Source organism: Vibrio sp. Vb1729 (assembly GCF_033338655.1).
In the GTDB taxonomy this organism is placed as follows: Bacteria; Pseudomonadota; Gammaproteobacteria; order Enterobacterales; family Vibrionaceae; genus Vibrio; species Vibrio alginolyticus.
In genome coordinates, this window is record NZ_JAWOTB010000049.1 from 187488 (window position 1) to 210575 (window position 23088).

Annotated in this window: 23 protein-coding genes, 1 riboswitch and 1 other annotated feature; of the genes, 16 read left to right on the forward strand and 7 right to left on the reverse strand. The window is 44.2% G+C overall.

Going from position 1 to position 23088, the window contains the following annotated elements:
* Position 1 precedes the first annotated feature (1 nt).
* From R7E29_RS21255 to R7E29_RS21275, 5 genes are read left to right on the forward strand one after another with little or no spacing between them, the layout of a single operon-like run.
* Positions 2 to 820 (forward strand): DUF1365 domain-containing protein, encoded by an 819-nt coding sequence (locus tag R7E29_RS21255; RefSeq protein ID WP_025766884.1) that lies wholly within the window; start codon positions 2 to 4, stop codon positions 818 to 820.
* Positions 814 to 2070 carry an SAM-dependent methyltransferase gene (locus R7E29_RS21260; protein WP_054576396.1) on the forward strand — a complete coding sequence of 419 codons (1257 nt, stop codon included), beginning with the start codon at positions 814 to 816 and terminating at the stop codon, positions 2068 to 2070. The genes R7E29_RS21255 and R7E29_RS21260 overlap by 7 nt, the downstream gene beginning before the upstream one ends.
* A gap of 6 nt (positions 2071 to 2076) precedes the next feature.
* Positions 2077 to 2589 (forward strand): DUF2878 domain-containing protein, encoded by a 513-nt coding sequence (locus tag R7E29_RS21265; protein ID WP_054576397.1) that lies wholly within the window; start codon positions 2077 to 2079, stop codon positions 2587 to 2589.
* Positions 2549 to 3142, forward strand: coding sequence for a chalcone isomerase family protein (locus tag R7E29_RS21270; RefSeq protein WP_017821712.1), 594 nt, complete (start codon positions 2549 to 2551; stop codon positions 3140 to 3142). The genes R7E29_RS21265 and R7E29_RS21270 overlap by 41 nt, the downstream gene beginning before the upstream one ends.
* Positions 3142 to 3675, forward strand: a complete 534-nt coding sequence (locus tag R7E29_RS21275) for a DUF3833 domain-containing protein (RefSeq protein ID WP_155489421.1) — start codon at positions 3142 to 3144, stop codon at positions 3673 to 3675. The genes R7E29_RS21270 and R7E29_RS21275 overlap by 1 nt, the downstream gene beginning before the upstream one ends.
* A gap of 133 nt (positions 3676 to 3808) precedes the next feature.
* On the opposite strand, the gene purB is transcribed toward R7E29_RS21275, so the two are convergent.
* From purB to mnmA, 3 genes are all read right to left on the reverse strand, one after another.
* Entirely contained in the window at positions 3809 to 5179 is a 1371-nt protein-coding gene (gene purB / locus R7E29_RS21280; RefSeq protein ID WP_005378198.1) for an adenylosuccinate lyase, read from the reverse strand.
* Positions 5180 to 5332: 153 nt separating this feature from the next.
* Positions 5333 to 5950: a high frequency lysogenization protein HflD gene (hflD, locus tag R7E29_RS21285; RefSeq protein ID WP_005437207.1), complete on the reverse strand. Its 618-nt coding sequence runs from the start codon at positions 5948 to 5950 to the stop codon at positions 5333 to 5335.
* A gap of 10 nt (positions 5951 to 5960) precedes the next feature.
* On the reverse strand, positions 5961 to 7085 hold the full coding sequence (mnmA, locus tag R7E29_RS21290) for a tRNA 2-thiouridine(34) synthase MnmA (RefSeq protein ID WP_213906469.1): 1125 nt from the start codon (positions 7083 to 7085) through the stop codon (positions 5961 to 5963).
* A gap of 190 nt (positions 7086 to 7275) precedes the next feature.
* On the opposite strand from mnmA, the gene R7E29_RS21295 reads away from it, so the two are divergent.
* Positions 7276 to 7545 carry a hypothetical protein gene (locus R7E29_RS21295; RefSeq protein WP_005437209.1) on the forward strand — a complete coding sequence of 90 codons (270 nt, stop codon included), beginning with the start codon at positions 7276 to 7278 and terminating at the stop codon, positions 7543 to 7545.
* A 116-nt stretch (positions 7546 to 7661) separates the two neighbouring features.
* A complete protein-coding gene (locus R7E29_RS21300; RefSeq protein ID WP_005378187.1) occupies positions 7662 to 8966 on the forward strand; it encodes an inosine/guanosine kinase in 1305 nt (434 codons plus the stop codon).
* A gap of 125 nt (positions 8967 to 9091) precedes the next feature.
* On the opposite strand, the gene R7E29_RS21305 is transcribed toward R7E29_RS21300, so the two are convergent.
* Positions 9092 to 9499 (reverse strand): H-NS family nucleoid-associated regulatory protein, encoded by a 408-nt coding sequence (locus R7E29_RS21305; protein ID WP_005378185.1) that lies wholly within the window; start codon positions 9497 to 9499, stop codon positions 9092 to 9094.
* Between the two features lie 582 nt (positions 9500 to 10081).
* A riboswitch (Lysine riboswitch) is annotated at positions 10082 to 10264 on the forward strand.
* A gap of 109 nt (positions 10265 to 10373) precedes the next feature.
* Here R7E29_RS21305 and tet(35) point away from each other — a divergent pair.
* The gene (tet(35), locus tag R7E29_RS21310) at positions 10374 to 11975 is read left to right on the forward strand and encodes a tetracycline efflux Na+/H+ antiporter family transporter Tet(35) (protein WP_005378182.1); all 1602 of its coding nucleotides are present in this window, start codon (positions 10374 to 10376) and stop codon (positions 11973 to 11975) included.
* Between the two features lie 324 nt (positions 11976 to 12299).
* Here tet(35) and R7E29_RS21315 read toward each other — a convergent pair whose 3' ends face one another.
* The gene (locus R7E29_RS21315; protein WP_318083030.1) at positions 12300 to 13253 is read right to left on the reverse strand and encodes a sigma-54 dependent transcriptional regulator; all 954 of its coding nucleotides are present in this window, start codon (positions 13251 to 13253) and stop codon (positions 12300 to 12302) included.
* A 369-nt stretch (positions 13254 to 13622) separates the two neighbouring features.
* Positions 13623 to 13760: a sequence feature (His leader region), on the forward strand.
* 53 nt (positions 13761 to 13813) lie between these two features.
* Here R7E29_RS21315 and hisG point away from each other — a divergent pair.
* From hisG to hisIE, 8 genes are all read left to right on the forward strand, one after another.
* Complete coding sequence (gene hisG, locus R7E29_RS21320; protein ID WP_005378180.1) at positions 13814 to 14710, forward strand: ATP phosphoribosyltransferase; 897 nt, start codon at positions 13814 to 13816, stop codon at positions 14708 to 14710.
* 5 nt (positions 14711 to 14715) lie between these two features.
* The gene (hisD, locus tag R7E29_RS21325; RefSeq protein ID WP_054575132.1) at positions 14716 to 16014 is read left to right on the forward strand and encodes a histidinol dehydrogenase; all 1299 of its coding nucleotides are present in this window, start codon (positions 14716 to 14718) and stop codon (positions 16012 to 16014) included.
* Positions 16015 to 16026: 12 nt separating this feature from the next.
* Complete coding sequence (hisC, locus tag R7E29_RS21330; RefSeq protein ID WP_213906467.1) at positions 16027 to 17067, forward strand: histidinol-phosphate transaminase; 1041 nt, start codon at positions 16027 to 16029, stop codon at positions 17065 to 17067.
* Between the two features lie 69 nt (positions 17068 to 17136).
* Complete coding sequence (hisB, locus tag R7E29_RS21335) at positions 17137 to 18210, forward strand: bifunctional histidinol-phosphatase/imidazoleglycerol-phosphate dehydratase HisB (RefSeq protein WP_005389832.1); 1074 nt, start codon at positions 17137 to 17139, stop codon at positions 18208 to 18210.
* A gap of 26 nt (positions 18211 to 18236) precedes the next feature.
* Entirely contained in the window at positions 18237 to 18851 is a 615-nt protein-coding gene (gene hisH, locus R7E29_RS21340; protein WP_005389830.1) for an imidazole glycerol phosphate synthase subunit HisH, read from the forward strand.
* Between the two features lie 12 nt (positions 18852 to 18863).
* Positions 18864 to 19601 carry a 1-(5-phosphoribosyl)-5-[(5-phosphoribosylamino)methylideneamino]imidazole-4-carboxamide isomerase gene (gene hisA / locus R7E29_RS21345; RefSeq protein WP_054576400.1) on the forward strand — a complete coding sequence of 246 codons (738 nt, stop codon included), beginning with the start codon at positions 18864 to 18866 and terminating at the stop codon, positions 19599 to 19601.
* On the forward strand, positions 19583 to 20356 hold the full coding sequence (gene hisF / locus R7E29_RS21350; protein WP_004749837.1) for an imidazole glycerol phosphate synthase subunit HisF: 774 nt from the start codon (positions 19583 to 19585) through the stop codon (positions 20354 to 20356). The genes hisA and hisF overlap by 19 nt, the downstream gene beginning before the upstream one ends.
* Entirely contained in the window at positions 20353 to 20988 is a 636-nt protein-coding gene (gene hisIE / locus R7E29_RS21355; protein ID WP_005533681.1) for a bifunctional phosphoribosyl-AMP cyclohydrolase/phosphoribosyl-ATP diphosphatase HisIE, read from the forward strand. The genes hisF and hisIE overlap by 4 nt, the downstream gene beginning before the upstream one ends.
* 280 nt (positions 20989 to 21268) lie before the next feature.
* Here the strand turns inward: hisIE and R7E29_RS21360 are convergent, their stop codons facing one another.
* Together R7E29_RS21360 and R7E29_RS21365 are read right to left on the reverse strand one after the other, a co-directional pair.
* The gene (locus R7E29_RS21360) at positions 21269 to 21784 is read right to left on the reverse strand and encodes a YchJ family protein (protein ID WP_054576401.1); all 516 of its coding nucleotides are present in this window, start codon (positions 21782 to 21784) and stop codon (positions 21269 to 21271) included.
* Between the two features lie 80 nt (positions 21785 to 21864).
* A complete protein-coding gene (locus R7E29_RS21365; RefSeq protein WP_005378158.1) occupies positions 21865 to 23079 on the reverse strand; it encodes an EAL and HDOD domain-containing protein in 1215 nt (404 codons plus the stop codon).
* Positions 23080 to 23088: the final 9 nt, after the last annotated feature.

Genomic DNA, 23088 nt, shown 5'->3' on the forward strand with positions numbered 1-23088 from the left:
TATGGATAGCCAAATGAACAGCCGATTGTTTATAGGCAACGTTCGTCACCGTCGATTCACGCCGGTGAATCATGAGTTGAACTACTCTTTATTTATGCCCGCCATTGATGTAGACGAGATCGATGCTTTAGAGAAAAAAGTATGGGGTTTTGGTTCGCGTTGGTGGCATTGGGCTCGCTTCAAGCGCAGTGATTACATTGGTGAAGGTAGCGTCAAGTCGGCAGTGCACAGCAAAATTGAAGAACTGACAGGTGTTCGCTGTACCGGCAAGGTAATCGCAGTCTGTCACTTGCGTTATCTAGGACTTTATTTCAGTCCCGTTAATTTCTACTACGTTTATAACGCGGAAGGAGAATGGAAGTATCTCCTCGCAGAGGTGAGTAACACTCCTTGGAATGAACGACATTACTACGTGGTGTCAGCAGATAAAGAAGAAGAAAAGTTTGGTTGGGAACAAGTTAAAGCATTCCATGTTTCACCATTCAACCCGATTGACCAACTCTACCGCTGGAGAATTAAACCTTTGACAGACAAGTTGAATATTCATCTTGAATGCCACAAAGGAGAGAAACACTTTGATGCCACCATGGTTATGAAAGCCAAGCCACTTTCAAGCAAAACCTTATTGAGGTGTTTGATCGTTACACCAATACAAACTGTAAAAGTAATGGTTGGTATTTATTGGCACGCATTAAAACTTTGGGTGAAAGGCGCACCTTTTTATTCTCATCCTAAATATTCAACGCATGAAGAAATAGAAGCCGATACTGAAAAAACAGACAAAAAAAATAAAAAGCACAAGGAGAATTCTGCATGTTAAATACTAGTTCTATGACATTGCCGCGTAAATTGACGACAACGCAAAAAGCGGCTCGCGGAGTTATTTTTCAATGTCTGCAAAAAATGGAAATCGGCTGCTTAACAGTTATTGAAAGTTTTAAGACGGAAACGACAGAGCGAAGCGAGCGTTTTAATGCGCCAAATGGGGAGTACAGTGGTCAACCTGTTGTCGCTACTATAGAGGTAAAACATCCAGGCTTTTATTCACGGATCTTGCAAGGCGGCAGTATTGCTGCTGGTGAGGCTTATATGGATGGGTGGTGGGATAGCCCCGATTTAACCTCATTAATGAAACTGATGGCCCTTAACATGCGTGCTCTAGATAAACTCGAAGAGCAAGGCAGTTGGTTGACTAAAATACTGTACAAGTTCAGTCATTGGTCAAACAGAAACTCTGAAGAGAACTCACGTAAAAATATCCATGCGCATTACGACTTGGGTAACAACCTATACGAAGCGTTCCTTGATACCAATATGCTGTACTCGTCGGCGCTTTACAATCATGCGGATGACTCTCTAGAGCAGGCTCAAATCAACAAAATGGATCGTCTATGTCAGCAACTTGAGCTGAAGCCCACTGATCATGTTGTTGAAATTGGCACAGGGTGGGGCGCTATGGCGATTTACATGGCCGAACAATACGGTTGTCAGGTCACCACAACAACGATATCTGAAGAGCAACACGAGTACGCGGAGCAAAAAATCAAAGAGCGTGGCTTAGAAGACAAAATCACTCTACTCAAAGAAGATTACCGCAACCTAACCGGCACTTATGACAAGCTCGTTTCTATTGAAATGATTGAAGCTGTGGGCAAACAATTCCTGCCTTCGTACATTAAGGTCTGTGAGTCTTTATTAAAGTCCGGTGGCTTGATGGCGATTCAAGCGATTACGATTGCCGATCAGCGTTACGATTACTACAGTAACAACGTCGACTTTATCCAAAAGTACATTTTCCCGGGTGGTTTTTTACCGTCGGTAACCTCACTAACCCAAGCCACAACAAAATACAGTGACTTAGTGACGCGAGACTTGTTCGATATTGGTTTGGACTACGCTAAGACGCTGAACGAATGGCACTTACGTTTTAATCGAGCAGAGGGTGAAGTGCGCTCATTTGGCTACGACGACCGCTTTGTGCGTATGTGGCGCTACTATTTGAGCTACTGTGAAGGTGGCTTTTTGGCTCGCACGATCAGTGCAGTTCACATGACGTTTCAACGCCCGTAGTTCGTTATGAAGGTATTTCTTGCTTCGACATGGTTCCAACTCTGCTGGTTTGCAGCGGTGCTTGGAACCTATCAATGGCAATGGGTCACGTTATTCCTTACTTTGGCAACCCTACTATATTGTTTGAAAACTGACGCATCTTCGCTCAAAAGTATTGGTGTGATCGCCACGATTGGTCTCGTGCTTGATACATTAAATCAGCAATTTTCAATTTTCATGTTTGCCACTCAATGGTTACCCCTTTGGCTTTTGTGCCTTTGGGTTCTGTTCGCCTGGTATGCCTATCAACTCAAGTCAATTTTGTACCGTTTCCCAAAAACCTACGTATCAATAGTAGGCGGACTCGGAGGAACGGCGAGCTACTTTGCTGGCCATAAACTCCAAGCCGTTGAATTTGGATTCAGCACTGGCGCTACACTGGCAATGTTGTTTGTCGAATGGTGCGTCATGATGCTCTTGATACTCAAGGTGTACGGAAATGAAAAGCTTGAAGAGAGACTTAACTCAGAGACTGACTAGGTTGCTTGCGTTGGTAATAGTAACTGGTTCTTTTGCTCTGCAAGCTCAACCTGTTGGAAATAGCGAAGCTGCCAGCAACATTGCGAATTGGAAGGGGTGGAAAACTGTTGGAGAAGCCCAACTTACTTGGTTCATCTTCGATATTTATCACTCAAGATTAAAAGCGCCTGATGGAAAGTTTATCGTAAGCGATGACGTATCGCCACATCCCCTTGCGTTGGAAATTAATTACAAGAGAGACATCAGTAAGCAACAGCTGCTTGATGTGACGGATGAGCAGTGGGCGAAATTGGGTTTTACGGACTCATATCGAAAAGCTTGGATCAGCGAGCTCGATCGTATGTTTCCTGATATTCAAAAAGGTGACGAGCTTACTTATCTAACAGATGGAAAATCTGGTCAGCTTTTTTATAAGCAGGTTGGGGACGTGCAAGTAAAGAACGTTGGCATCATTGAAGACGAACGAATGAACGATGCATTTTTGGCTATATGGTTATCACCCAACACAGAATTTCCGAAACTCCGAAAACAATTGATAGGGCAGGTTAGATAGTGTTTAAACGAATTTTTAAAGCAGCGACTTTAGTGGCAGCTGTTTTTCTTTCGGCATGTTCCGCAGACATTGATAATTACCGCTCTTCTACACCGACTTTTGACGTATTCGGTTATTTCGAAGGCGACATAAAGGCGTGGGGGATGGTGCAAGATTATACCGGACAGCAAACGCGTCGCTTTGAGGTCGATATAGTGGGTACTGTAGCGGGTGATACGCTGACGCTGGTGGAAGACTTCGTGTTTGATGACGGAGAGGTGGACCAGCGAATTTGGGTTATCACTAGATTAGAAGACGGTCGTTATGAAGGTAAGGCAGACGATATTATAGGTGTAGCAACAGGGGAAGAGCAGGGCAATGCGCTACAGTGGCAATATGACTTTGAGCTACAAATGGAGGATTCATCAGTGACGGTTGCTTTTGATGATTGGCTTTATCGTCAGGATGACAGACACGTTTTCAATCTAACGAAAATAAAAAAGTTTGGTGTGGAAGTAGGAACAATAACCTTGTTCTTCCAAAAGCAGGCATAACAAATGGGGCTGATCTTCAATTAATAATCCATTCCATATAACTAAAATTATTTTCTCCCGACCTAACTCTCCTAACTAAAAAAGGTTGACGCTTTCGCGTCAACCTTTTAAGTATCTGGTCGTTACAGGAGTATTACAGCTTATCTGTCAGCTCGATTGCTTGACCGATATAGTTCGCTGGCGTCATCTCTTTCAGACGTGCTTTCTCGTGCTCAGGAAGCTCAAGACCGTCGATGAAGTTACGCATTGCTTCGCCGTCTACACGCTTACCACGAGTTAGCTCTTTCAGCTTCTCGTATGGCTTCTCGATGCCGTAACGACGCATAACGGTTTGTACTGGCTCAGCTAGTACTTCCCAGTTCTTGTCTAGTTCAGCAAGAAGGGCTTCACGGTTTACTTCTAGCTTGCTGATGCCTTTAAGTGTCGAAGTGTAAGCGATGATAGCGTAGCCAACACCAACACCAAGGTTACGTAGAACCGTTGAGTCAGTTAGGTCACGTTGCCAACGAGAGATAGGCAGTTTCTGTGCTAGGTGGCCGAATACAGCGTTCGCAAGACCTAGGTTACCTTCTGAGTTTTCAAAGTCGATTGGGTTAACTTTGTGAGGCATTGTTGAAGAACCGATCTCACCAGCAATAGTTTTTTGCTTGAAGTGGCCTAGTGCAATGTAACCCCAAACGTCACGGTCGAAGTCAATCAGGATAGTGTTGAAACGAGCGATAGCGTCGAACAGCTCAGCGATGTAATCGTGCGGTTCGATTTGAGTTGTGTAAGGGTTCCAAGTTACGCCTAGAGACTCTGTGATGAACTCTTCAGAGAACTTGTGCCAATCTAGCTCTGGGTAAGCAGAAAGGTGTGCGTTGTAGTTACCTACTGCACCGTTGATTTTCGCTAGGATCTCAACGTTTTCGATTTGCTTGAATTGACGCTCCATACGGTACGCCACGTTTGCCATTTCTTTACCCATAGTAGATGGAGAAGCAGGCTGACCGTGTGTACGAGATAGAAGAGGAATGTCGCGGTATTCCACTGCTAGCGCTTTGATAGCGTCGATTAGGTTACGGATTTCTGGAAGAATCACGTTCTCACGCGCTTCTTTAAGCATTAGAGCGTGTGATGTGTTGTTGATGTCTTCAGAAGTACATGCGAAGTGGAAGAACTCGTTTACTGCGTGCAGTTCAGGAACGTCTGCTACTTTCTCTTTTAGGAAGTACTCAACCGCTTTTACGTCGTGGTTAGTTGTACGCTCGATCTCTTTGATACGGCGTGCATCTTCTTCAGAGAAGTTTGCAGCAAGGTCGTCTAGGAATTGGTTTGCTTCTGCGCTAAACGCTGGCACTTCTGCAATTTCAGCAGTAGCAGCAAGCTTTTGTAGCCAGCGGATTTCAACGATAGTACGGTACTTTAGTAGACCGTATTCACTGAAAATTTCGCGTAACGCAATTGTCTTGCTTCCGTAACGGCCGTCTACTGGTGAAACAGCAGTCAATGCTGACAGTTCCATGATGTTCTCCTGAATTGGGTTTCTAAATTTCGTGAGCTTTATACCAATAACTGTGGCAATTGTCACGAATATTGCGCAAACGTTTGCGCGAGATTTGTTTTGGTCGAAAAAAATGAGCTCGCGATAAACGCGAGCTGCTTACTTGATACCTTATTACATTCGAGCAAGAAGGATTTGCGCTTGCTCTACCATCTTCTTGCGTCCGAAGATCAGGTGGCGACGTTTACCGCCAACTTGACGCCAGAGTACTGCGCTACGAATACCCGATAACAACAGCGCACGAACTTTGTGCTGGTTAGAGGTTTGTTGCAGTACCGATGGAGTACCAGTTACTTGAATACGAGGACCAATAGGGCTGACTACATCCAAGTAAATGCTTGCTAGGTTGCTGATCATTTGATCATCTAGCAATTCAAAATGTTCCGTTTGACGCTGAGCCATTTGAATGCGGTCACCAAGTTGTGACATTGCATCGTTACGACCCGATAGCTTGCGCTCTAATGCCATTAGGCTGATGATGTAGCGAGTGACTTCACTTCCCGATGGGGTGCTATCAATCCCTTTCACCAAGCATTCAAGACCCAGCTTAAGGTCGGCTTCGCGGCCGAAAACACCAATGGTGTTCGCTGGGCTAGTATTCAAAATGGCGTTAATTGACGTTTCAAAGGCATCTTGATCACAATGTCCGTTTCTCGCTACCTGTTGAACTAAGGCAACAGCTTGGCAGATACCTGCAAAAGCGATAGTACGGTCATAAAGTGTATTCGCCACGTAACGACTCCTAAGCTTGAGAATATTTAATGCGTTGCTCGATGATGCCGCCACCTAGGCACACGTCATCTTTGTAGAGCACAGCTGATTGACCTGGAGTTACAGCAATTTGTGGCTCGTCAAAGATCACTTTAATGTTTTCATCATCGATAGGGATGATTGTACAAGGAATATCTTCCTGACGGTAACGAGTTTTCACTGTGCACTTCATAACATCGCGAATTGGCTCACGATCTACCCAGTGAAGTTGTGATGCAAGTAGACCTTCTGATTTCAACATTGGATGGTCTTTACCTTGAACGGCAATCAAAACGTTACGCTCTAGATCTTTCTCACCAACGAACCATGGGTCTTCGTTACCACCGCCGCCTTTACGGCCACCGATATGTAGACCTTTACGCTGACCAAGTGTGTGGTACATCAGGCCTTGATGTTGACCAATCACTTCGCCTTCAGGTGTTTCGATGTTGCCTGGTTGAGCTGGAAGGTAGCGCCCTAGGAATTCTGTAAACTTGCGTTCACCGATGAAACAAATACCCGTAGAGTCTTTCTTCTTCGCCGTGATTAGATCTTGCTCTTCCGCAATGCGGCGTACTTCTGGCTTCTCTAGGTCACCAACAGGGAATAGGCTACGTGCGATTTGCTCGTTGCTTAATGTGTACAGGAAGTAGCTTTGATCTTTATTGCCATCGAGACCACGTAGCATTTGTGGTTTTTCACCGTTTTCAGGGAAAGAACGACGCACATAGTGACCCATTGCAATGTAATCCGCATCAAGCACTTCATCAGCGAACTCTAGGAATGCTTTGAACTTGATTTCTTTGTTACAAAGAATGTCTGGGTTTGGTGTACGACCTGCTTTGTATTCTGCAAGGAAGTACTCAAATACGTTATCCCAGTATTCAGCAGCAAAGTTGATGGTGTGTAGGTGAATGCCCAGCTTGTCACATACTGCCTGAGCATCAGCAAGATCTTCTGCTGCTGTACAATACTCTTCGTTGTCATCTTCTTCCCAGTTCTTCATGAACAGGCCTTCTACTTGGTAGCCTTGTTGCTTTAGAAGATACGCAGAAACAGATGAATCAACGCCGCCGGACATACCGACGATGACTTTCTTTTGGCTGTTATCAGACATTACTAAACACCACTAAAATTAACGGGACGCAGATTCTACCAGAATCCACTGACCGGTGACAGATCCGAGATCGAAATCACACTTCGATTTTGGCTTAAATTTATCCAAATGCGCAGGTGAGGGTTAAATTCGATAAGTATAGAAGGGTTATATATGGCATAGTTGGCAAAAATCCAAGAGGAAAAAGCAAATGACTGAAGAAAACCAATTTATGCAAGAAAGTGAGTTGATTGAAATTGTTGAAAATCAGCTAGAAGATGGCAATCCGCTCAAAGTAAAAGAAACCCTGATGCGTTTAATGATGACAGGTACACCACGTGAAGATGCGGTTGCGATGATGGCCTGCGCAATGTCGATTGAGATTTTCGACGTGATGAAAAACGAAGGTGAATTCAATCTGAAACGCTACAGCGAGCACCTTGATCAATTACCAGATTTGGGTTTCATGGAAGGCGAATAGGCCGATTGAAAGAAAAAAGCAGACTGCAAACGTTTGCTATAATTGCCTTTATTGCTGCTTTAATAACGGCGGTATAGAATCCGTTCTCCTTTTCATCCCTTACTCAGACTAACAATATGAAATTTCCTGGACAACGCAAATCCAAGCACTATTTTCCTGTTCATGCTCGTGACCCATTGGTGAGCCAAGCACAAGAAAGCAAGAAGATGACGCGCACTCACATCATTGGTATTGACCAAACCTTGGTTGATATTGAAGCAAAAGTTACAACGGATGTGATTGAAAAGTACGGTCTGAGTAAAGGTCACTCTTTGGTTATCGATGACGAAAGAGCAGAAGAGTTATACCAGCAACTGAAAGAAGAGAACTTGATTACCAATGAGTATGCGGGCGGTACAATTGGTAACACGCTACATAACTACTCCGTGCTAGCGGATGACCGCTCCACACTACTTGGAGTGATGAGCCAGGATATTAAGATTGGCAGCTACGGTTACCGTTATCTTTGTAATACATCAAGCCGCATGGACTTGAACTACCTACAAGGTGTAGATGGTGCAATTGGCCGTTGTTTTGCTCTTATCACAGAAGACGGTGAACGTACTTTTGCTATCAGCGAAGGGCAAATGAACCAACTCCATCCTGATAGCATTCCAGAGAAAATCTTTAAAAATGCATCAGCACTTGTACTGACGTCATATCTAGTACGTTGCAAAGACGGCGACCCAATGCCGGAAGCAACAATGAAAGCGATTGAGTACGCGAAAAAGAATGATGTGCCTGTTGTTCTGACTTTAGGCACAAAGTTTGTTATTCAAGATGACCCTAAATATTGGCAAGAATTCATTCGAGATAACGTTTCAGTCGTTGCGATGAATGAAGATGAAGCAGAAGCTCTGACGGGGGAATCTGATCCACTTGCTGCGTCTGATAAAACATTGGAGTGGGCTGATCTAGTATTGTGCACGGCTGGTCCTGTAGGTCTATTTATGGCTGGGTATACGGAAGATAGCGCGAAGCGCGAAACTTCTTTGCCATTACTTCCAGGGTCAATTGCTGAATTTAATCGTTATGAATTCAGTCGTCCGGCGAAAAAAGACTCATGCGAGACGCCAATAAAAGTGTACTCGCATATCTCGCCATATATGGGTGGCCCAGAAAAAATTAAGAATACAAATGGCGCAGGTGATGCTGCGTTATCTGCTGTTCTTCATGATATGGCAGCAAATAAATACCATAAAGAAAATGTGCCTAATTCAAGCAAGCACAGTAACGAGTATTTAACTTACTCTTCTTTTTCTCAAGTCTGCAAATACGCAAACCGTGCTAGCTACGAAGTTCTCGTGCAACATTCACCACGATTGTCGCGCGGACTTCCTGAGCGAGAAGATAGCCTAGAAGAAGCATACTGGGAACGTTAATACGAAGCGGTTTAATTAACTATTCTGTAACTAAAGTAAAAGGCACATTAAGAAATGTGCCTTTTTTTTGTAATGGTTTAAATAAAAAAAGCTCCCTATGGGAGCCTTTTAAAAATAGCATGGATCTAGATTAGGAACTCATCCAGAGATTTACCTGCATCAAGTTGCTCTTGAATCGCCGAAGGTGTACGACCTTGGCCAGTCCAAGTTTTCTCATTACCGTTTGAATCTGTGTATTTGTATTTAGCAGGGCGAGGTGCGCGCTTCGCTTTGCCTTTCGTCTTAGTTTCGCCAGATAGCGCAGTAATAAGTGCTTCTACGTCAATACCGTCTTGAGCGATTTTCTCAGCAATCTCTGCAAGCTTAGCTTCTTGCTCTGCTTGTGCTGCGCGTTCTGCTTCTTCTGCTTCACGACGCTCATCTACGACAGTAGTGAGTTTATCTAGAGCTTCTTCCAATTGTTCTAGAGTCAGCTCACGAGAAAATGCACGAAGGCTACGGATATTTAGAAGGGTTTTAGTCAGCTCTGACATAACGATTCCTATTAAAAGGTTAATGTGTTGGGCACTTTTTATCGTTACGATTAAATAATGCCAATCTATAAATAAACAAAGAGTCCTTATATTTAACTTTATCTTTTCCTTATGTGCAAATGCTAAATCAAGATTTTGTTTAAATTTGACTATTTTTTAAAGCAATTAATATTATTACACTCGAAATAAATCATTATTAGATGAGAACTAAAATCAACAATCATTATTGTATAGAGAGAGTGACAGCTTGGTTTTTTATAAAAAAATTTGAGTTATTACTTAAAAATATGAAGCATCCATCTTTAATGGTGTGTCATATATCCTTAATTTATTGATATAAGATAAACCATGATATTTCTAAGGTAGTAATAATGTTTCATAAATAACATGATTGATGTGATTTCAGTTGCACAAAACTTATGGAAGTAGGCAAGGTTTATAAATTATCTCAGTCATTATTTATTTGTTTAATTTAGTTTGATGTGTTGCATTGACTCTCATCATAAGTACAATGGCTGCCACCTGATGCAATATTGCAGACAATTTGTTGTTAATTTGTACAGTTAGTGGTTAATTGTTTGTTGTTGCCGTAGAGGCGCGGTCTCGAAGAGTAGCTATTATTGGGGTGATGCCAATGAATAATAGTGGAAGGCGAAGATTGCCGAAGTAAGTAACTCATCAAAGTTACTTGCTGGGGTTGTATCTGAAAGGAACAACACTGCCATAGTATATATTCACATTAAACTATGGAGCGCTACTGTAGGGTTGGGTGGAGTGTTCGCTTCCCTGTCGCTAAGTTCAACATGAGCACGTATCGTATGCTACGTGACTTGTCTGCAGTAGATCTCTAGCCAAACTTTGGTTTTTGAAGATCATGAATTTAATAGATTTTTCTAGTTCTCCTGTTTCATTATTGCCACCTATTGTCGCTTTGACTTTGGCGATTTTGACTCGACGTGTATTAGTTTCCTTGGGTGTAGGTATCGTGCTAGGTGCGGTGCTACTTAATAGCTGGTCTATCAGCGACACCGCAGGTTACGTCAGTTCTCAAGTTTCTTCTGTCTTTATTGAAGATGGCGGAATTAACACTTGGAACATGAGCATTGTTGGTTTCCTAATCTTATTAGGTATGACAACAGCTTTATTAACGCTATCTGGCGGTACTCGTGCTTTTGCTGAATGGGCACAATCTCGAGTGAAGAGTAAACGCGGCTCCAAACTTCTTGCCGCCTTTTTAGGCGTATTCATTTTTGTCGATGATTACTTTAATAGCCTTGCTGTTGGTGCGATCTCTCGCCCAGTAACCGATCGCTTTTATGTGTCTCGCGCTAAGCTTGCGTACATTCTAGACTCAACCGCTGCTCCAATGTGTGTAATTATGCCTGCTTCTAGCTGGGGTGCTTACATTATTACTATTATTGGCGGGATCTTAGTCTCACATGGGATCACAGAGTATTCGGCTCTTGGCGCATATGTTCGTCTTATCCCAATGAACTTCTACGCCGTTTTTGCGCTGCTAATGGTGTTCGCTGTTGCTTGGTTTGGTCTTGATATTGGTAAAATGCGTGAGCATGAGATCTCTGCATCGCAAGGTCGTGGCTTTGATAAAGACAAAGAAAATGACTCGCAAGAAGCGCATGACCTAAACGAAGAGCTAGATATCCGTGAAAGTGAAAAGGGTAAAGTGTCAGATTTGATACTTCCTATCGTGACGCTGATTATCGCGACTATCGCTTCAATGCTTTACACGGGTGGCCAAGCATTGGCTGCTGATGGTAAGGAGTTTGCGCTTCTTGGTGCTTTTGAAAATACAGATGTAGGTACATCACTAATCTACGGTAGCTTGCTTGGCTTAGCAGTTGCACTGTTTACTGTTGTGAAGCAAGGTCTACCAATGGCTGAGATCGCACGTACACTTTGGATTGGTGCTAAGTCTATGTTTGGTGCGATTCTAATCTTAGTATTTGCCTGGACCATTGGTTCTGTTATCGGTGATATGAAGACAGGTACTTACCTTTCGACAATGGCGCAGGGCAATATCAACCCTCATTGGCTCCCAGTTATCCTATTCTTGTTGTCTGGCCTGATGGCGTTCTCAACAGGTACTTCATGGGGTACGTTCGGCATCATGCTTCCAATCGCTGGAGACATGGCTGGCGCAACAGACGTAGCGCTAATGCTACCGATGCTGAGTGCGGTTTTAGCTGGTGCGGTATTCGGTGACCATTGTTCACCAATCTCAGATACGACTATCCTGTCATCGACGGGGGCACGTTGTAACCACATTGACCACGTATCAACACAGTTACCTTATGCATTATCAGTCGCGCTTGTTTCATGCGTCGGCTTTATTGCCCTTGGTATGACTGCTTCAATTGCGTTTTCGTTCATTGCAGCGTCGATAACATTCGTTATCGTTTGCGCTATTTTGTCATGGCTTTCAAAGTCTAAAATAGCGTCTTGCCAGAGTGCGTAAGTTGTTTTGAATAGATTCGTTACAGAGGGAAGCTCCGCTAATTTAGCGGAGCTTTTTTTTAACGCGACTTAGGTGAGGGGGGCAATCGCGTTTTTGGGGATAAAAGTCTCGTGTTAAGAGCGAATTGTTTGTGTACCGAGCTCTCCTTGATGGGCTGTAATGGAAAAGCAATCCATCTTCTTCTTAGTTCTAAGCAAAGACTATGCCCATTTTAAGCTTTTGATTTTTAATACAGCAAAATACGCATGGTTGCGATGCAGAGTTAACTAAATGATATCTAAAGAGTTACCTGTTACACAGTGTTACGTTACACCTATACAGTATTTAAACATTTAAGTTGTATTTCTTTATTAATCGATAAAGCGTTGTTCTTGAAATGTCGAGATGACGTGCAGCCGCACTCATATTGTGTTTATTTTCTTCGATAGCTTGCAGTAGGTAGTCGAGATCAATTTGGTCCACAGAAGGGAGCAATTGCCTCTCATTGTTATCAAGGCCCAAGTCAGCGACGAGAAGCGTGTGATCTTCACACATGACAATTGCTCGTTGGATGACATTACGCAGTTCTCTTACGTTGCCTGGCCAACGATGTTTGAGGAGCTTGGCTTTTACCTTATCAGACATTTTTTGTACCTGACCATGAGACAGATCTGCTAGGAAGTGTTCAGATAAAATAATAATGTCTTTTCCACGCTTTCTCAGTGGAGGGATAGTTAATGGCAATATATTAAGCCGATAGAATAGATCTTCACGAAATCCTCCTTGTACGACCTCATTTTTCAAATCCACGTGGCTTGCTGCAATGACCCTACAGTCCACGTCAATGAATTTATCCGCTCCGACTTTATGGATTTGCTTACTCTCCAAAAAGTGAAGGAGGTGGACTTGTAGGTCTGGTGGCATGTCACCAATTTCATCAAGAAATAGGGTGCCTTTATGTGCCTTTTGAATAAAACCTATACGCTCTGAGATTGCGCCTGTAAATGCTCCTTTTTCATGGCCGAAAAGCTCGGATGCAATAAGACCACTTGGAATGGCTCCACAGTTGACTTCCACAAAAGGTGCTGAGTGTCTGTTCGACAATTGATGAATAAGGCGAGCGCAAAGACCTTTCCCAACACCAGTTTCACCCTGAATGAGGACTTCAGCATCACATTGAGCGTACTTTTGTATTGCAGTACGAAGTTCTTGGATACAGGCACTATTGCCGATCAACGGGTATAGTGCCGTATCGTCGAAATCTACAGCTTGTTTATTACTACCGTTACGCAGTTTCATTGTTAATCACTATTTTTTGCCCCGCTCTAATAATAGTTTTGAATGACTTGTCTCAAACGTGAGTTGCTGTCTCTTTATTGAGAAAAATGTCAATTAATGGGTTGGGTACGGTCTAAATAGTTGTTTTGGTGAATATTCATACTATTCTTCGCTTTCTTCGTCAGAGTAGAGCTGATTGGAGGTGTTCTTTCCACCAGAGTATTCAATATGGAAAAGAATTTAATTTCATTTAAATCAATGTCTTGTGAAAAATATTTAGAAAATATTCAATTGAGTATTGAAAAATATAGAATCCTTAGTTAGTGTGGTTACTAACAAAGCAACTCAAAAAGAGCCTTAAATAAGTATGCGTAATTTTGTAATGAACATTCATCACCATCATCACCCAATTTAGTCTTTCGGGCGATGTACGCATACCCGGGAGGCAGGAAACTCCCGGAGGTAAAATCAAAGTAAAAGCAGATTTTAAACCCTCGGGAGACTTCAATCTCCCGAGGGTTTTTTAGTTTTATTCGTTTGAAAAATACTTAGATATCAAAATCTTGCATAGGGACAAAGCAATGCAAACACAACGTTTAAGAATCGCAATTCAGAAAAAAGGTCGTCTTAGCAAAGAGAGTCAAGCTCTACTAAAACAGTGCGGCGTAAAGTTCAACGTAATGGGCGAGCGTTTAGTTGTCCATTCTGAAAATATGCCAATTGATTTACTCTTGGTTCGTGACGACGACATCCCAGGTTTAATTATGGATGGCGTGGTTGACCTTGGCTTTATTGGCGAAAATGAACTAGAAGAAGTTCGCCTTGACCGCAAAGCATTAGGTGAACCCTGCGAGTTTGTTCAGCTTCGTCGACTTGATTTTGGTGGCTGTCGTTTATCTATCGCAATCGACAAGGACGAAGAGTACAACGGTCCACAAGACTTAGCTGGCAAGCGTATTGCTACAACGTATCCTCAACTTCTAAAAGCGTACATGGATGAAGCCGGCGTTCCATTCTCTACATGTATGCTGACAGGCTCTGTAGAAGTTGCCCCTCGCGCGGGTCTCGCTGATGCTATCGCTGATTTGGTTTCTACAGGTGCAACACTGGAAGCGAACGGCCTTAAAGAAGCTGAAATTATCTTCAAATCAAAAGCGACATTGATTCAACGCACAGGTGAGTTCGACGCAGACAAAGTGGCGCTAATCGAAAAGCTGTTAACTCGCATGCAAGGCGTGCAGCAAGCGAAAGAATCTAAGTACATTATGCTTCACGCCCCAGCAGAGAAGTTAGATCAAATTAAAGCACTACTGCCAGGTGCTGAAGACCCAACTGTTCTTCCTCTTTCTGCAGATAAGCAGAAAATGGCTGTTCACTTAGTGAGTTCTGAAAACCTGTTCTGGGAAACAATGGAACAGCTGAAAGAGTTGGGCGCAAGTTCAATTCTCGTTCTACCAATTGAAAAAATGATGGAGTAAGCATCATGAGAACAGTCGTTTGGCAATCATTAAGTGAGAATCAGCAAGACTCTATTTTGGAGCGCCCTGCTATTGCAGAAGGTGCCAATATCACCACTGCTGTGGCCGAAGTTATTGCTAAAGTTCGAGAAGAAGGTGACTCTGCTCTTATTGAGCTGACCGAAAAGTTTGACCGTGTTAAGCCTGAATCCATTCGTGTTTCTTCTCAGGAAATTAAGGCAGCGTCAGAGCGTTTGTCAGAGTCAATGAAGAGCGCATTAGAGCAAGCTTACGCCAATATTTCTAAGTTCCACAAAGCGCAAAAGCCGCAACCGATCAAGGTGGAAACCCAGCCAGGTGTCCTTTGTGAACAAGTAACACGCCCAATTCAAAAAGTGGGTTTGTACATTCCGGGTGGCAGTGCGCCTTTGCCATCGACTGTTTTGATGCTCGGCGTTCCTGCAAAAATTGCAGGTTGTCGTAAAGTCGTTCTTTGTTCTCCACCGCCAATCGCTGATGAGATCCTTTATGTCGCGAAACTGTGTGGCATTGATGAAGTGTACAACGTCGGTGGTGGCCAAGCAGTTGCTGCAATGGCTTATGGCACCGAGACGGTATCGAAAGTAGATAAGATCTTTGGTCCGGGCAACGCTTACGTGACCGAAGCAAAACGACAGGTTAGCAATGATTTCCGCGGTGCTGCGATTGATATGCCAGCAGGGCCATCAGAAGTGTTAGTGATTGCAGATGAAACCGCAGATGCAGACTTTATCGCTGCGGATCTTTTGAGCCAAGCGGAACACGGTCCTGATTCTCAAGTGGTATTGGTGACTCCTTCTCCTGTGATTGCTGATCAAGTGACGGATGCGGTTCAACGTCAGCTTAAGGAGCTATCTCGTGCAGACATCGCAGAAAAGGCTCTGGCATCAAGCTTGATCATTATTTCCGAGTCGATGACGCAGTCAGTTTCTATTTCCAATTACTACGGTCCTGAGCACTTGATTGTTCAGACTAAGAACCCTCGTGAGCTTCTACCTCTACTTGATAATGCAGGCTCTATCTTCCTTGGGGATTGGTCGCCTGAATCTGCGGGAGATTACGCATCGGGGACTAACCACGTCCTTCCTACTTACGGTTACACACGTACTTATTCAAGCTTAGGTTTGGCGGATTTCTCTAAACGAATGACGGTTCAGGAGCTTTCTGCTGATGGTTTAAAGAACCTTGCACCAACGGTAGTCACGATGGCTGAAGCAGAAGGTCTGGACGCTCACAAACGTGCTGTTACTATCCGCGTAGAAAAATTAGCAAGTAAGAAAGAATAAGAGAGTAATGAGATGGAAAAGCTAGCGCGTAAACAAGTCCAACAGCTTACCCCTTATATGTCGGCTCGCCGAATCGGTGGTACGGGTGACGTATGGCTAAATGCCAACGAATCACCATTTAACAATGAATACAAAACAGACTTTGCTCGTCTTAATCGTTACAGCGAATGCCAACCGAAAGAACTGATTTCCGCTTACGCAGCGTATGCGGCTGTGAAACCAGAACAAACACTGACTTCTCGCGGCGCAGACGAAGGTATTGAGTTATTAATTCGTGCATTCTGTGAGCCGGGTGAAGATGCGATTCTTTACTGCCCACCAACTTACGGTATGTACGCCATCAGTGCAGAAACCATCGGTGTAGAGCGCAAAACCGTGCCGCTAACGTCAGATTGGCAACTAGACCTTGCTGGCATCGAAGCTAATCTGGATAACGTAAAGCTGGTTTTTGTATGTTCGCCAAACAACCCAACGGGTAACTTGGTTAAGCGTGAGGACATTGTGTCTCTGCTTGAGATGACAAAAGACCGTGCAATCGTGGTGATGGATGAAGCGTACATCGATTTTTGTCCAGAAGCGTCAACGGTAGACCTACTGGCGCAATACCCGAATCTTGCAATTCTGCGTACTCTGTCGAAAGCTTTTGCGCTTGCAGGTCTACGTTGTGGATTTACGCTTGCGAACGAAGAGCTGATTAATGTACTTCTTAAAGTTATCGCACCTTACCCAGTCCCAGTTCCAGTGGCAGAAATTGCGACTCAGGCACTTTCGGAAGCTGGTTTAGCGCGAGCGAAGTTTCAAGTTCTCGATTTGAATGCAAACCGTGCTTACTTGCAAGTTGGACTTTCAATGATTCCGGGCTTGGAAGTGTTTGAAGGGTGGGGAAACTACCTATTGGTGAAATTCCCAGGTGGCGATGACCTTTTCAAAGCGGCTTGGGATACGGGCATTATTTTGCGTAACTCGCCAATTGAAAACTGTGTGCGTATCAGTGTGGGTAACCGTGACGAGTGCGAAAAAACGCTTGGATTTATCAGAAACTACTACGCATAAATAGAGACAGAATTTATCGCTCTCGCTCAATAGCGGGAGCGCCAAAAGAATAGCAATAAGGAAGTTCGAGTGAGCAAACAACAAAAAATCCTTTTTATCGACCGTGATGGCACCTTAATTGTTGAGCCGCCGATTGATTTTCAAGTAGACCGTTTAGATAAACTAAAACTGGAACCATTTGTTATCCCAAGCCTGTTGTCGTTGCAGGATGCAGGATACCGCCTAGTGATGGTCACGAACCAAGATGGTTTGGGTACAGACAGCTACCCACAAGCTGATTTTGATGCACCGCACAACATGATGATGGAGATCTTTGAGTCTCAAGGTGTGAAGTTCGATGACGTACTGATTTGTCCTCACTTTGATGAAGACAACTGCTCTTGCCGTAAGCCTAAATTGGGCTTGGTAAAAGAGTACCTTCAAGGTGGCAAAGTGGATTTCCAAAACTCTGTTGTGATTGGCGATCGTCAAACCGATCTTCAACTTGCAGAAAATATGGCAATTCGTGGTATTCAATACAACCCAGAAACCATGGGCTGGAAACAGATCCTAAAAGATCTCACAGTGAAGGCGCGTGTTGCTGAAGTCGTTCGAACCACAAAAGAAACAGACATCAAAGTATTCGTTAATCTTGATGAGCAAGGCGGTAATGACATCTCCACAGGTCTTGGCTTTTTTGACCACATGCTGGATCAAATTGCGACGCACGGTGGATTCCAAATGGTGTGCAAAGTGGAAGGTGACCTGCACATTGATGATCACCACACAGTGGAAGATACCGCTCTTGCGTTAGGTCAAGCGTTGAAAGAAGCACTGGGTGACAAGCGTGGTATTGGTCGCTTTGGCTTTAGCTTGCCAATGGATGAGTGTTTGGCGCAATGCGCACTAGACCTATCAGGTCGTCCTTACCTTAAGTTCGACGCGCAGTTTAGTCGTGAGCAAGTGGGTGATCTTTCAACAGAGATGGTGGTTCACTTCTTCCGCTCTCTGACTGACACATTAGCGTGTACGTTGCACCTTTCTTCTGCGGGCAACAATGATCACCACATCATTGAAAGCCTATTTAAAGCGTTTGGCCGTACTTTGCGCCAAGCAATCAAAGTAGAAGGCACTGAGCTACCAAGTAGTAAAGGCGTGCTTTAAGGCTAACGTTAGCAAGGAGAAAAACAGTGACAGAACAGAAAGTTGTCATTATCGATACTGGCTGTGCCAACGTTTCTTCGGTGAAGTTTGCCATTGAACGCCTAGGCTATGACGTAACGATTTCAAAAGATCCGCAAGTCGTATTATCGGCAGACAAGCTATTCCTACCGGGTGTGGGAACCGCCAGCGAAGCGATGAAGAACCTAGAAGAGCGCGATCTTATCAGCTTGGTAAAACAGGTAGAAAAGCCATTACTAGGTATCTGTCTAGGCATGCAATTGTTGGGCAAAGTGTCTCAAGAGAAAGGCCAGAAAGCCGACGAGTTAGTTGAGTGTCTTGGACTTTGTGATGGCGAAGTGAAGTTGCTACAAACTGGCGATTTGCCACTGCCGCATATGGGGTGGAATACAGTTTCCGCAAAAGCAGGTAATCCACTTTTCAAAGGCATTGAAGAAGGAGAGTATTTCTACTTCGTGCACAGCTTTGCAATGCCTGTTGGGGATTACACGATTGCGGAATGTGAGTACGGTAACCCGTTCACAGCAGCAGTACAAAGCGGTAACTACTACGGCGTGCAATTCCACCCTGAGCGTTCTTCAAAAGCGGGCGCGAAGCTTATTCAAAACTTCTTAGAATTATAAAAGGGATTTAGTGTGATTATTCCAGCTCTTGATTTAATTGAAGGACAGGTGGTTCGCCTTTATCAAGGTGATTACGGCCAAATAACCGAGTACAAAGTCGATCCAGCAGAGCAGTTCAACTTGTACCACCAAGCGGGTGCTAACTGGTTGCACTTGGTGGATTTAACTGGCGCGAAAGACACGACAGCACGTCAACTTGATTTAATTGCAAAGCTACTAGCAAGCACGCCAGCGAACATCCAAATCGGTGGCGGAGTGCGTACAGAGCAAGACGTGATCGATCTGCTAGAAGCTGGTGCTCAGCGTGTTGTTGTTGGTTCTACAGCAGTAAAACAGCCAGAGCTTGTGAAAGGTTGGATGGAAAAATACGGCGCAGAGAAAATCGTTCTCGCGCTAGACATCAACATCGGCCAAGACGGCACGCGTAAAGTAGCGATCTCTGGTTGGCAAGAAGACTCAGGCGTGACCATCGAAGCTCTGATCAACGATTATTTAACGGTAGGTTTACAGCACGTGCTTTGTACTGACATTTCTCGTGACGGTACGCTAGAAGGCTCAAACGTAGAGCTTTACGTCGACCTATGTAAACAGTACCCACAAGTGCAGTTCCAATCTTCAGGCGGCATCGGTTCGCTAGCAGATATCGAAGCGCTAAAAGGCTGCGGTGTGGCAGGCGTGATCGTTGGTCGCGCGTTGTTAGATGGTAAGTTCACAGCAGAGGAGGCGTTTGCATGTTGGCAAAGCGAATAATCCCATGTCTTGATGTACGTGATGGACAAGTGGTCAAGGGCGTCCAGTTCCGTAACCATGAAATCATTGGCGACATCGTTCCTCTGGCACAGCGTTATGCGGAAGAGGGCGCTGACGAGCTCGTGTTCTACGATATTACCGCTTCAAGTGATGGTCGTGTCGTCGATAAAAGTTGGGTCGCTCGCGTTGCAGAAGTTATTGATATTCCTTTCTGTGTGGCTGGTGGTATTAAATCAGCGGAAGACGCAGCGCGCATTCTTGAGTTTGGTGCAGACAAAGTGTCTATCAACTCACCTGCATTGGCGAACCCTCAGTTGATTACTGACCTTGCTGATAAGTTTGGTGTGCAATGTATCGTCGTTGGTATCGATTCATACTACGACAAAGAGACGGGCAAGTATCAGGTTTACCAGTTTACTGGTGATGAAGAACGCACCAAAGCGACCCAATGGGAAACGCGTGATTGGGTGCAAGAAGTACAAAAACGCGGCGCTGGTGAAATCGTACTGAACATGATGAACCAAGACGGTGTGCGTAACGGCTACGATATCGAACAACTGAATATGGTGCGCGAAGTATGTAATGTACCGCTGATTGCATCGGGTGGCGCGGGTGCTATGGAGCACTTTGCGGAAGCATACCAAAAAGCCAATGTGGATGGCGCGCTTGCCGCATCGGTATTCCACAAGCAAGTCATCAACATTGGTGAACTAAAGCAGTATTTGAAACAACAAGGCATTGAGGTACGACTATGAGTGTGAAAGCCGCCGAAGTAAGTTCGCTAGCTGAGCGAATCAACTGGGAAAAGGTGGATGGTCTGGTACCTGCCATCGTACAAGATTTCCAATCAAGCCAAGTGCTGATGATGGGTTACATGAACCAAGATGCGTTGGCAAAAACGGGCGAAACGGGTCAAGTGACGTTTTTCTCTCGTACCAAGCAACGTCTTTGGACGAAAGGTGAGACTTCTGGCAACGTATTGCAACTAGTGAACATGCAGCTCGATTGCGACAACGATACGCTACTGGTGAAAGTGAATCCCATTGGTCCTACGTGTCACTTGGGTAACACAACTTGCTGGGATGTGGACCCTCAAGAGGAGTCACAAATGGTGTGGCTTCATCAACTTGAGCAGCTATTGGCTGCCCGCAAGAGTGCCGACCCAGATTCCTCTTATACTGCCAGTCTTTATGCCCGTGGCACCAAGCGTATTTCGCAAAAAGTGGGCGAAGAAGGCGTTGAAGTCGCGCTTGCGGCGACGTCGGGCGATAAGGCGGAGTTAGTGTGTGAATCTGCGGATTTGATTTACCACTTAATGGTATTGCTTCAAGACCAAGGCTTATCGATGAATGACGTAGTGAACAAACTGAAAGAGCGTCATAAGTAAGCTTGCTATAGATAAGTGAAAGCCCCTATGCTCTCGAGCCTAGGGGCTTTTTTAATTTAGTGTTCTTGATTCGGGGTAAAAACCGGCAACAGTGCTAGTAGCGATTAGATTCTGAATCACACTCGTTCCTCGCTGTTCAGAATGACGGTATATTTTCTAATGGTGCTTGCAGTAGAGTTATTTACTTCAAACAGGTACATATATTCACGTCACTCCAACGAGCCTAGGCGAGATCAGGAATTTCATTAAAGAGAGCTCAATAAGCTAGGAGTGGATGATCTTACCCACAACACTTCTTAAATTTCTTACCGCTTCCACAGATACACGGGTCGTTACGACCTACTTTTAGGCTACTCACTGGTTGGTTTAGGCGAGGATCTTGTTCTGGTTCTTCTTCTAGCTCTTCTTCTGGAAACGTGCCGTCAATGTAGTACCAAAGCCCATTTTCTTTTACAAAGCGAGAACGCTCTGTCATACAGTAGCGCTTGCCGTCTTCATCAAAATAAGCGCTAAATTCGACAAAGCCTTCATTGTCATTACTGCCAGCTTCTGTTTTTACAACTTCAAGTTTGCACCAATCGTTGTCGATAGATTGGGCAATGCCTTCACGTTGCTCTTCTGCATTACAGCTTGGGTGGTACGTGTTCACCACGTAATCGACTAGACCTAACACATGCGCACTGTAACGAGAGCGCATTAACTGCTCTGGAGTGGTGACGTCAGCATGGTTGTTGTGGGCAATTTCACAACACTGTTGGTAGGTGCGGTTAGATCCGCAAGGGCAAGAAGAAGCCATAAAATGAAATCTCGATTAATTAAGCGGTAAAAACAAACAACCTCACAATTGCGAGGCTGGAGGTGAGGCATTATAGCGATTTAGGGCGTTTGAGACAGCAGTTCTTGAGCCCATTCCGTCGATTGATTAAAAGCGTCCGCTAATTGAGGTTCGGTTAATTTAAGAACGGTGCAATATCGCTCGGCTAACTCCCAGTCCGCTTGTTCATAGGCGATCGTCATCGAAAGTAAGTGACCAAGTACGCCTTTTCGACTGGTTAATGCGAGTTTTATATCTTCGTCAACGGGGATATCTTCAATGACATCCGAGAGCGGTTGATCGAGCAAAGATCCGAGTAAAGAAAACATGCCTGTCAAAAAAGCCTGCCCAGGGTCATACCTAGTGTTCATTTGACTAAGTAACAGTTCACACATTCGTGCACGCTGAATCGCTAAAGAGTAAAGAGAGTCAGGTTTATCTTCTTGAACGGACGCAATTGCAACTAAGGAAATAAAGCGTCGTAGTCGCTCTTCACCCAGATAAATAAGCGCCTGTCTGAACGATTTTATCTTAGTCGTTAATGTATATCCTGAATTTACGTAAGTAAGCAACTTATATGACAGCGTCACATCAATTGAAAACAGACGTTCAACCTCATTGAAGTCGATGGGCTTATCTGCAATCTCTTTACAAAGCTGGATGACGGTAAGAAACGCGGGGTTCAACCGTTTTTTCTGGATCATCTCAGGTTTGCTAAAAAAATACCCTTGAAAATAGTTAAAACCGGCTTCTAGAGCTTGCTCAAACTCTTCATAGGTCTCTACCTTTTCCGCTAGAAAGTCGATTTTAAATGGGCTCAACGCCTGAATAAAAATGGCAGCTTTCTTGATCGGCACAAGTCTAATATCAAACTTGATCATGGAAACGTATGGAAGAAAACGCTTCCAAGCTTTCGTCGGAACAAAATCATCCAGAGCAATTTTGTATCCGCACTCATGAAGGTGCTTGATGGCTTCTAACAGTTCTTCTGTCGGTTCGCAGTCTTCAAGGACTTCAATGACGAGAGATTCTTTAGGGAACAAAGTTGGGACCAAGTTCACCAAGCTTTGATGCGGAAAGTTAACAAAGCCAAGTTTGTTTCCTAATGTGTTGTAATGCGTCGATAAAAAATGATCGGATAGCAGTCGACTAGTAGCCAGCTCTGGTTCTACTTCAGGGAAGGTATTTTTAGGGCCGTCTCGAAAGAGGAGTTCGTAACCTATGGTTCGTTTTTCTCTATCCAGAATCGGTTGGCGAGCTACGTAAGAATACTTCAATTAGGTACT